Below are 10,535 nucleotides of genomic sequence, written 5' to 3' on the forward strand. Positions count from 1 at the left end.
CGGGCTCGGGGCGTCGTCGTAGGGCGGGTCCCGGTGGTGCGGCCCGGCTCGGGGCGTCGTCGTAGGGCGGGTCCCGGTGGTGCGGCCCGGCTCGGGGCGTCGTCGTAGGGCGGGTCCCGGTGGTGCGGCCCGGCTCGGGGTGTCGTCGTAGGGCGGGTCCCCGTGGTGCCGCCCGCGGGGCGGGTTCGTCCCAGGTGGGGCTCGGGTGGTGCTGCCCGGCTCGGGGCGGTTCGTCGTAGGTGTGGGCTCGGGCGGCCCGGCGGGCGGTTCGTCGTAGGTGCGGTGCCGGCCGGGGACCCCCACCCCGCCCCTTCCCGAAACCCTGCCGGGGGCTGGTGGGGGTGAAGGTGCTTTTTTCCCCGGGGCTCCGCCTCCGAACCCCCGAAGCGTGACCGCAGCTTCGCGCCGCCCGTGGCGGGCCCGGGTCCCGAGAACCGGCGGTGCCGAGGCGGCCTCGTGCGCGCGTGCCGTGGGCCGGCGTCCCGTACCCCTGGGGGCCGGTCCGGCCTGGGCGGGGCCGGGTGTGGTCCTGCGGCGGCGGCCCGTGCCGGGCGGCGGGCCCGACGGGGCCGGTTCGGCCGTCGGCCGGCAGCTTCGCGCCGCCGTGCCCGTCCGGGATGCGGCCGTGCCGTCGGCGTCCCGCTCCACCGCCCCCACCTGCGACGAAGGCCCCACCGCTCCTGGGGAAGGAGGCGGTGGGGCCTTCGGCGTTACAGCTGGTGGTCTCGCGCCCGCGTGGCGAACGCGTCCGCGCGCGAGTCCGGGTGGCCGGGCGGGAGCGGGGTAGAGGGCCCGCTGGGTCCCGTACAGCCGGTTACATCAGAGCTCAGCCCTGGAGGGAGGCAACCTTGGTGGCCAGCGCCGACTTCTTGTTGGCGGCGGCGTTCTTGTGGATGACACCCTTCGAGACAGCCTTGTCGAGCTGACGCGAGGCGGCGCGAGTGGCAACGGTGGCCTTCTCGAGGTCGCCGGCGGCGACAGCCTCACGGGCCTTGCGGATCGCGGTCTTGAGCGAGGACTTGACGGCCTTGTTGCGCAGGCGCGCCTTCTCGTTCGTCTTGTTCCGCTTGATCTGGGACTTGATGTTCGCCACGAAAAGAGCCTTTACAGGTTCGGTGTTCCTTCTGGATGCGCCCCGCAGCTGAGAGGGCATGCGAGACACAGCTGTCCACAGTATCAGCCACTCTCAGGGCCGCCCAAACCGGGCGCCGGGCGGCGGGCATGGGACCATGGTGTCTACGTATCCGTTCTGAACATCGCCCGAGACGAGATCCCTGCGTGCCCGCGACTCCTACCAACGTGCCCGAGCCGAGCCGTACCGACCCGGCTCTGATCCGCAACTTCTGCATCATCGCGCACATCGACCACGGCAAGTCCACTCTCGCCGACCGGATGCTCCAGCTGACCGGTGTGGTCGACCAGCGGCAGATGCGTGCTCAGTACCTCGACCGCATGGACATCGAGCGGGAGCGCGGCATCACGATCAAGTCCCAGGCGGTCCGGCTGCCCTGGGCGCCCACCGACGGGCAGGGTGAGGGCAGGACTCACATCCTGAACATGATCGACACGCCGGGGCACGTCGACTTCACCTACGAGGTCTCGCGGTCCCTGGCCGCCTGTGAGGGCACCATCCTGCTCGTCGACGCCGCGCAGGGCATCGAGGCGCAGACGCTCGCGAACCTCTACCTCGCGATGGAGAACGACCTCACGATCGTTCCCGTGCTCAACAAGATCGACCTGCCGGCCGCCCAGCCCGAGAAGTTCGCCGACGAGCTCGCGAACCTCATCGGCTGCCAGCCGGAGGACGTCCTCAAGGTCTCCGCGAAGACCGGCATGGGCGTCGAGGCGCTCCTCGACCGCGTCGTCCAGGACATCCCGGCCCCGGTCGGCGTCGCCGACGCCCCCGCCCGCGCGATGATCTTCGACTCGGTGTACGACTCCTACCGCGGTGTCGTCACCTACGTGCGAGTCGTCGACGGGCAGCTCAACAAGCGCGAGCGCATCAGGATGATGTCGACCGGCGCCACGCACGAGCTCCTCGAGATCGGTGTGTCCTCGCCCGAGATGACGGCGTCCGACGGTCTCGGCGTCGGCGAGGTCGGTTACCTCATCACCGGTGTGAAGGACGTCCGCCAGTCCAAGGTCGGTGACACGATCACCTCCCTGAACCAGGGCGCCACCGAGCCGCTCGGGGGTTACAAGGACCCGAAGCCGATGGTCTTCTCGGGTCTCTACCCGCTGGACGGCTCCGAGTACCCGGACCTCCGCGAGGCCCTCGACAAGCTGCAGCTCAACGACGCCGCGCTGGTCTACGAGCCGGAGACGTCCGCGGCCCTCGGCTTCGGCTTCCGCGTCGGCTTCCTCGGTCTCCTCCACCTCGACGTGATCCGTGAGCGGCTCGAGCGCGAGTTCGGCCTCGACCTCATCGCCACCGCGCCCAACGTGGTCTACCGGGTCGTGATGGAGGACGGCAGCGAGCACACCGTCACCAACCCGAGCGAGTTCCCCGAGGGCAAGATCAGCGACGTGTTCGAGCCCGTCGTGCGCGCCACGATCCTCGCGCCGAGCGAGTTCATCGGCGCGATCATGGAGCTCTGCCAGACCCGTCGCGGCACGCTGATCGGCATGGACTACCTCTCCGAGGACCGGGTCGAGATCCGCTACACCCTGCCCCTCGCCGAGATCGTCTTCGACTTCTTCGACCAGCTGAAGTCCAAGACCCGCGGTTACGCCTCCCTGGACTACGAGCCCACCGGCGAGCAGGCCTCCAGCCTGGTCAAGGTCGACATCCTGCTGCACGGCGACAAGGTCGACGCCTTCTCGGCCGTCACCCACAAGGACGCCGCGTACGCCTACGGTGTCCGGCTCGTCGCCAAGCTGCGCGAGCTCATCCCCCGGCAGGCCTTCGAGGTGCCGATCCAGGCCGCCATCGGCTCCCGGGTCATCGCCCGCGAGACCATCCGCGCCATCCGGAAGGACGTCCTCGCCAAGTGCTACGGCGGTGACATCTCCCGTAAGCGGAAGCTGCTGGAGAAGCAGAAGGAAGGCAAGAAGCGCATGAAGATGGTCGGCTCGGTGGAGGTTCCCCAGGAGGCCTTCATCGCCGTGCTGTCGAGCGACGAGTCCTCCGGCAAGGGCAAGAAGTAGCTGCCTTATGCACCGAATGGGCCCACGTGCGACGCGCACGTGGGCCTGTTCGTTATCCGTGGGCCCTTACGTGGCAGCATTCCGGCCTCTACTCTGATCCCGGCTCGAAGGTTACTCGCCAGTTAGTTACGAACCACCAGCAGGCACCGCCGCCGCCCGGAGGACGTCGTGAGCGACACACAGACCCAGATCGAGAACCGGCCGCCCTCCGTGGCGACCCTCTTCCTTGAGCGCGTCGAGCGGACCCCGGACGCCGAGGCCTACCGCTACCCGGTGCCCGCCGCCTCCGGCGCCGGTCCGGACGACTGGAAGTCGCTCAGCTGGGGACAGGCCGCCGAGCGGGTCTACGCGATCGCCGCCGGCCTCGTCGACCTCGGCGTCCAGGCCGAGGAGCGCGTCGCCCTCGCCTCCTCCACCCGGGTCGAGTGGATCCTCGCCGACCTCGGCGTGATGTGCGCGGGCGCCGCGACCACCACGGTCTACCCGCAGACCAACGCAGAGGAGTCGGCGTTCATCCTCGCCGACTCCGAGTCGAGGGTCCTCATCGCCGAGGACGCCGCCCAGCTGGCCAAGGCCGTCGAGCGCCGCGCCGAGCTGTCCGACCTCCGTCACGTCGTGGTCGTCGACCCCACCGGCGCGGACGTCGACGGCGAGTTCGTCCTCTCCCTCGCCGACCTCGAGACGCGCGGCAAGGCCTATCTGGAGAAGCACCCCGAGGCCGTCAAGGAGCGGGTCGGCGCGATCACCTCCACGCAGCTCGCCACCCTCATCTACACCTCGGGCACCACCGGCCGCCCCAAGGGGGTCCGCCTCCCGCACGACAACTGGTCGTACATGGCCAAGGCCATCGCCGCCACCGGCCTCGTCACCCAGGACGACGTCCAGTACCTCTGGCTGCCGCTCGCCCACGTCTTCGGCAAGGTCCTCACCTCCGGCCAGATCGAGGTCGGCCACGTCACCGCCGTCGACGGCCGCGTCGACAAGATCATCGAGAACCTTCCGGTGGTCCAGCCGACCTACATGGCTGCCGTGCCCCGCATCTTCGAGAAGGTCTACAACGGGGTCGCTGCCAAGGCCCGGGCCGGCGGCGGCGCCAAGTACAAGATCTTCCAGTGGGCCGCCGATGTCGCCCGCGAGTACGCCAAGGCCACCCAGGACAACTTCCGCCGCACCGGCACCGCCTCCGCGCCCTTCGGCCTCTCGGCCAAGCACAAGGTCGCCGACGCCCTCGTCTACGGCAAGATCCGCGAGGCCTTCGGCGGCAACCTGCGCGCCTGCGTCTCCGGCTCCGCCGCCCTCGCCCCCGAGATCGGCTACTTCTTCGCCGGCGCCGGCATCCACATCCTGGAGGGCTACGGCCTCACCGAGTCCTCCGCCGCCTCGTTCGTCAACCCGGGCGAGGCCTACCGCACCGGCACCGTCGGCAAGCCGCTCCCCGGCACCGAGGTCCGGATCGCCGACGACGGCGAGATCCTGCTGCGCGGCCCCGGCATCATGGAGGGCTACCACGGCCTGCCGGAGAAGACCTCCGAGGTCCTGGAGTCCGACGGCTGGTTCCACACCGGCGACATCGGCGAGCTGTCCGCCGACGGCTACCTGCGGATCACCGACCGCAAGAAGGACCTGATCAAGACGTCCGGCGGCAAGTACATCGCGCCGGCCGAGGTCGAGGGCCAGTTCAAGGCCGTCTGCCCGTTCGTCTCGAACATCCTCGTCCACGGCGCCGACCGGAACTACTGCACCGCCCTCATCGCCCTCGACGAGCCCTCCCTCCTCGGCTGGGCCGCCGAGCACGGCCTCGGCGGCAAGTCGTACGCGGAGGTCGTCGCCGCCCCCGAGACCGTCAAGCTCATCCAGGGCTACGTCGACCGCCTCAACGAGGGCCTCCAGCGCTGGCAGACGATCAAGAAGTTCCGCCTGCTGCCGCGCGATCTCGACATCGAGCACGGCGAGCTCACCCCGTCCCTGAAGCTGAAGCGGCCGGTCGTCGAGCGCGAGTACAAGGACCTCATCGAGGAGATGTACGCGGGGTCGCGCGAGGCGTGACCCGCCGGGCCGGGCCGTTACCTCGGGCAGTACGGGACAATGGGGCTCATGCCTTCCGTACTGCCCGATGGTGAGCCCGTTCCCGACGACGGGGCGCTGCCCCCGCGCGCCCTCGAAGGGGCCGGGGAGCGGCCGCTCGGGTTCTATCTGCACGTGCCGTACTGCGCGACGCGCTGCGGCTACTGCGACTTCAACACGTACACGGCGAGCGAGCTGCGCGGTACGGGCGGGGTGCTCGCCTCCCGCGACAACTACGCCGAGCAGGTCGTCGAGGAGATCCGGCTCGCCCGGAAGGTCCTCGGGGACGACCCCCGTCCCGTGCGGACCGTCTTCGTCGGCGGCGGCACGCCGACGCTGCTCGCCGCCGGGGATCTCGTACGGATGCTGGGAGCGATCCGGGACGAGTTCGGGCTCGCGGACGACGCCGAGGTGACGACGGAGGCGAATCCGGAGTCCGTGAACCCCGCGTACCTCGCCGAGCTGCGGGAGGGGGGCTTCAACCGGATCTCCTTCGGGATGCAGAGCGCCCGGCAGCACGTCCTGAAGATCCTCGACCGCACGCATACGCCCGGGCGGCCCGAGGCGTGCGTCTCGGAGGCGCGGGCCGCCGGGTTCGAGCACGTCAACCTCGACCTCATCTACGGCACGCCCGGCGAGTCCGACGACGACTGGCGGGCCTCCCTGGACGCGGCGATCGGGGCCGGGCCCGACCATGTGAGCGCCTACGCGCTGATCGTCGAGGAGGGGACCCAGCTCGCCCGGCGCATCCGGCGCGGTGAGGTGCCCATGACGGACGACGACGTGCACGCCGACCGCTACCTCATCGCCGACGCGGCCTTCGAGGCGGCGGGCTTCTCCTGGTACGAGGTGTCCAACTGGGCCACCTCCGAGGCCGGGCGCTGCCTCCACAACGAGCTGTACTGGCGCGGGGCGGACTGGTGGGGGGCGGGGCCCGGCGCCCACTCGCACGTCGGCGGCGTCCGGTGGTGGAACGTGAAGCATCCCGGCGCGTACGCCGCCGCGCTCGCGGGCGGTCGGTCGCCGGGGGCCGGGCGGGAGGTCCTCGCGGCGGAGGACCGGCGGGTGGAGCGGATCCTTCTTGAGCTGCGGCTGCGGGAGGGGTGCCCGTTGGACCTGCTGAAGCCGGCGGGCCTGGCGGCGGCGGAGCGCGCCCTGGCCGACGGGCTCCTCGCGGCCGAGCCGTACGCGTCGGGGCGGGCCGTGCTGACGCTGCGGGGGCGGTTGCTGGCCGACGCGGTGGTGCGGGACCTGGTGGACTGAGGCGCCGCGCCGCCGTCGTGGGCAATCGTTCCGCAGGGCGGAACGGGTGGGCACGACGGACGGCGCCCCTGCCGGCGCCAGAGGCTTGCGTGCCCTGACCCGCACCAGCCGCTCGGTGCACAGGGGGTGCGGGTCCAGGCTCGGAACGCGGAGGCGCCGCTGAGGGCGCCGTCCCGTGTGCCCACCCGTCCCGCCCTGCGGGACGATTGCCCACACGGGGGCGGACCTGCGCGGGTCCCGCGGGGGACGGGCCTACGGGGTCGTGACGAAGTCGATCAGTTCTTCCACTCGGCCCAGGAGTTCGGGTTCCAGGTCCTTGTAGGACGTGACCCGCTTCAGGATCGCCTGCCAGACCGCTCCCGTGTTGTCCGACGGCCACCCCAGGGCGCGGCAGACGCCCGTCTTCCAGTCCTGGCCCCTGGGGACCGTCGGCCAGGCCGGGATGCCCAGGGAGGACGGTTTCACCGCCTCCCAGACGTCGATGTACGGGTGGCCCACCACCAGGACGTCCGGCGAGGTCACCTGCGCGGCGATCCTCGACTCCTTCGAGCCCGGCACCAGGTGGTCCACCAGGACGCCGAGCCGGGCGTCAGGGCCGGGGCCGAACTCCGCGACGATCGCCGGCAGGTCGTCCACGCCCTCCAGGTATTCGACGACCACGCCTTCGATCCGCAGGTCGTCGCCCCAGACCCGTTCGACGAGCTCCGCGTCGTGCCGGCCCTCGACGTAGATCCGGCCCGCCCGTGCCACGCGCGCGCGTGCTCCCGGGACCGCGACCGAGCCCGAGGCCGTTCGGGTGGGGCGGGACACAGACGCCGCCACAGGGCGCACCAGCGTCACGACCTTGCCCTCCAGGAGAAAGCCGCGCGGCTCCAGCGGGAAGACCCGGTGCTTTCCGAACCGGTCCTCCAGCGTCACCGTGCCCGCCTCGCAGCGGATCACCGCCCCGCAGAAGCCCGTGCCGACCTCCTCGACGACCAGGTCCGGGTCCGCCGGGACCTCCGGGACGGGCTTCGGCTTCTTCCAAGGCGGCGTCAGATCCGGGTTGTAGCTGCGCATTCGGGTGACGTTAGGGCACGTCGAAGCGGCGTGCCAGTTCACCGCGCTGAGCCCGGACGAACGTCGCGTCCACCACCGCGCCGTGCCCCGGCACGTACGCCGCCTCCTCGCCGCCGAGGGCCAGCAGCCGGTCCAGGGCGTCCGGCCAGCGGGACGGGATCGCGTCCGAGCCCGCCTGCGGCTCGCCCGACTCCTCCACCAGGTCGCCGCAGAAGACGACCTCCCGGGTGCCCGGGACGCAGAGCGCCAGGTCGTGGCCCGTGTGGCCGGGGCCCACGTTCGCCAGGAGGACCTGGCGGTCGCCCAGGTCGAGCGTCCACTCGCCCGAGACCACGTGCCGCGGCGCCACCAGGACGTCCGTCGCCTCCGTCGCCAGCTGCGGGTCGAGCCCCTGCCGTACCGCGTCGCCGTACAGCTCCTCCCGGGCCCTCGCCCCGGCAAGAAGGTCGGGGGAGCCCACCGCGCCGAAGACCTCCGCCCCCGCGAACGCCGCCGTCCCGAGGACGTGGTCGAAATGGGGGTGGCTGAGTGCGATGTGCGTCACCTTTCGGCCGCCCGTGAGTTCCGCCACCTGTGCGCGCAGCTCCGCGCCCTCCGCCAGCGACGACCCCGTGTCGTACAGCAGCACCCCCTGTGTGCCCAGGACCAGTCCCACCGTGGCGTCCCAGCCGGGCAGCCGTCGCCGGCCCACCCCGTCCGCGAGCCGCTCCCATCCGTACGCTTCCCAATCCACGTCCATGGGGCGACGCTAACCGGTGCGGGCGCCGCCTCCTTGCCAGGAGCGATGCCCGCCGCCGTACACTGGCCGGGGGATCGCTGGCACTCGGACAGGGCGAGTGCCAAAAGCGGAGCAACCGGAACGACGACGACAGCTGGAGGTGCGCACGATGCTCAGCGAACGCAGGCTCGAGGTCCTGCGCGCCATCGTCCAGGACTACGTCGGGACGGAGGAGCCCGTCGGCTCCAAGGCGCTCACCGAGCGCCACAAGCTCGGCGTGTCGCCCGCCACCGTGCGCAACGACATGGCCGTGCTGGAGGAGGAGGGGTACATCGCCCAGCCTCACACCAGCGCCGGACGCATTCCGACCGACAAGGGCTACCGCCTCTTCGTCGACCGGCTCGCCGGCGTCAAGCCGCTGTCGACGCCCGAGCGACGGGCCATCCACAACTTCCTCGACGGAGCCGTCGACCTCGACGACGTCGTCGGGCGCACGGTACGACTGCTCGCCCAGCTGACCCGCCAGGTGGCCGTCGTCCAGTACCCCTCGCTGACCCGCTCGACCGTCCGGCACGTGGAGCTGCTCTCGCTGGCACCCGCCCGCCTGATGCTCGTCCTCATCACGGACACCGGCCGGGTCGAGCAGCGGGTCATCGACTGCCCCGCGCCCTTCGGCGAGACCTCGCTCGCCGACCTGCGGGCCCGGCTCAACAGCCGGGTCGTCGGCCGTCGGTTCGCCGACGTGCCGCAGCTGGTGCAGGACCTCCCCGAGTCCTTCGAGGAGACCGAGGACCGCGCCACGGTCTCGACCGTGCTCGCGACCCTGCTCGAAACGCTGGTCGAGGAGCAGGAGGAGCGGCTGATGATCGGCGGAACCGCCAATCTCACCCGCTTCGGACACGACTTCCCCCTGACCATCAGGCCCGTCCTGGAGGCACTTGAGGAGCAGGTCGTGCTCCTCAAGCTGCTCGGCGAGGCCAAGGAATCTGGCATGACCGTACGCATCGGGCACGAGAACGCCCACGAGGGGCTGAGCTCCACGTCCGTCGTCTCGGTCGGCTACGGTTCGGGCGGCGAGGCAGTCGCCAAACTCGGCGTGGTCGGACCGACCCGCATGGACTACCCCGGAACGATGGGAGCGGTACGCGCAGTGGCACGTTACGTCGGACAGATCCTGGCGGAGTCGTAAGTGGCCACGGACTACTACGCCGTACTCGGCGTGCGCCGCGACGCGTCCCAGGACGAGATCAAGAAGGCGTTCCGGAGGCTCGCCCGCGAGCTGCACCCGGACGTCAATCCCGATCCCAAGACGCAGGAACGCTTCAAGGAGATCAACGCCGCCTACGAGGTCCTCTCGGACCCGCAGAAGAAGCAGGTCTACGACCTCGGCGGCGACCCGCTCTCGGCCTCCGGCGGCGGTGGCGCGGGCGGCGGCTTCGGAGCCGGCGGCTTCGGCAACTTCTCCGACATCATGGACGCCTTCTTCGGCACGGCCTCGCAGCGCGGCCCGCGCTCGCGCACCCGCCGCGGCCAGGACGCCATGATCCGTCTGGAGATCGACCTCAACGAGGCGGCCTTCGGCACGACCAAGGACATCCAGGTCGACACGGCGGTCGTCTGCACCACCTGTTCGGGTGAGGGCGCCGCGCCCGGCACGTCCGCGCAGACCTGTGACATGTGCCGCGGCCGCGGTGAGGTCTCCCAGGTCACCCGGTCGTTCCTCGGCCAGGTCATGACCTCCCGCCCCTGCCCGCAGTGCCAGGGCTTCGGCACCGTCGTCCCGACCCCGTGCCCCGAGTGCGCGGGCGACGGCCGGGTCCGGTCCCGTCGCACGCTCACGGTCAAGATCCCGGCCGGCGTCGACAACGGCACCCGGATCCAGCTCGCGGGCGAGGGCGAGGTCGGCCCCGGCGGCGGCCCCGCCGGCGACCTGTACGTCGAGATCCACGAGACCCCGCACGAGGTCTTCCAGCGGCGCGGCGACGACCTGCACTGCACGGTCACCATCCCGATGACGGCGGGCGCGCTCGGCACCAAGGTGCCGCTGCAGACCCTCGACGGCGTCGAGGAGATCGACATCCGCCCGGGCACGCAGTCCGGCCAGTCGATCCCGCTGCACGGGCGCGGCGTCACGCACCTGCGGGGCAACGGCCGGGGCGACCTGATCGTGCACGTCGAGGTGACGACCCCGAGCAAGCTCGACGCCGAGCAGGAGCGCCTGCTCCGCGAACTGGCCAAGCTGCGCGGAGAGGAGCGGCCCACGGGGCAGTTCCAGCCTGGGCAG

At 71.3% G+C, this 10,535-nt stretch carries 8 protein-coding genes; 5 read left to right on the forward strand and 3 right to left on the reverse strand.

Annotated elements, in window-relative coordinates; translation table 11 throughout:
* Positions 1-826 precede the first annotated feature (826 nt).
* Positions 827-1,093, reverse strand: a complete 267-nt coding sequence (gene rpsT, locus ABT041_RS12510) for a 30S ribosomal protein S20 (RefSeq protein ID WP_188270270.1) — start codon at positions 1,091-1,093, stop codon at positions 827-829.
* A gap of 185 nt (positions 1,094-1,278) precedes the next feature.
* Between rpsT and lepA the strand changes: the two genes are divergently transcribed.
* The 3 genes from lepA (at position 1,279) to hemW (ending at position 6,474) form a co-directional block, all read left to right on the forward strand.
* Positions 1,279-3,147 carry a translation elongation factor 4 gene (gene lepA / locus ABT041_RS12515; protein WP_351183060.1) on the forward strand — a complete coding sequence of 623 codons (1,869 nt, stop codon included), beginning with the start codon at positions 1,279-1,281 and terminating at the stop codon, positions 3,145-3,147.
* 168 nt (positions 3,148-3,315) lie between these two features.
* A complete protein-coding gene (locus tag ABT041_RS12520; RefSeq protein ID WP_351183062.1) occupies positions 3,316-5,193 on the forward strand; it encodes an AMP-dependent synthetase/ligase in 1,878 nt (625 codons plus the stop codon).
* 48 nt (positions 5,194-5,241) lie between these two features.
* A complete protein-coding gene (gene hemW / locus ABT041_RS12525; RefSeq protein WP_502976455.1) occupies positions 5,242-6,474 on the forward strand; it encodes a radical SAM family heme chaperone HemW in 1,233 nt (410 codons plus the stop codon).
* A 252-nt stretch (positions 6,475-6,726) separates the two neighbouring features.
* Here hemW and ABT041_RS12530 read toward each other — a convergent pair whose 3' ends face one another.
* The gene (locus tag ABT041_RS12530; protein WP_351183066.1) at positions 6,727-7,533 is read right to left on the reverse strand and encodes a DUF3097 domain-containing protein; all 807 of its coding nucleotides are present in this window, start codon (positions 7,531-7,533) and stop codon (positions 6,727-6,729) included.
* A gap of 10 nt (positions 7,534-7,543) precedes the next feature.
* On the reverse strand, positions 7,544-8,272 hold the full coding sequence (locus tag ABT041_RS12535; protein WP_351183067.1) for an MBL fold metallo-hydrolase: 729 nt from the start codon (positions 8,270-8,272) through the stop codon (positions 7,544-7,546).
* A 148-nt stretch (positions 8,273-8,420) separates the two neighbouring features.
* Here ABT041_RS12535 and hrcA point away from each other — a divergent pair, with 148 nt between their 5' ends.
* Positions 8,421-9,440, forward strand: coding sequence for a heat-inducible transcriptional repressor HrcA (gene hrcA / locus ABT041_RS12540; protein WP_351183069.1), 1,020 nt, complete (start codon positions 8,421-8,423; stop codon positions 9,438-9,440).
* Positions 9,441-10,535, forward strand: a 1,095-nt coding sequence (gene dnaJ / locus ABT041_RS12545) for a molecular chaperone DnaJ (protein WP_351183071.1), incomplete at its 3' end; no start/stop codon positions are given.

Source organism: Streptomyces sp. NPDC002825 (assembly GCF_040295385.1).
Classification (GTDB): Bacteria; Actinomycetota; Actinomycetes; order Streptomycetales; family Streptomycetaceae; genus Streptomyces.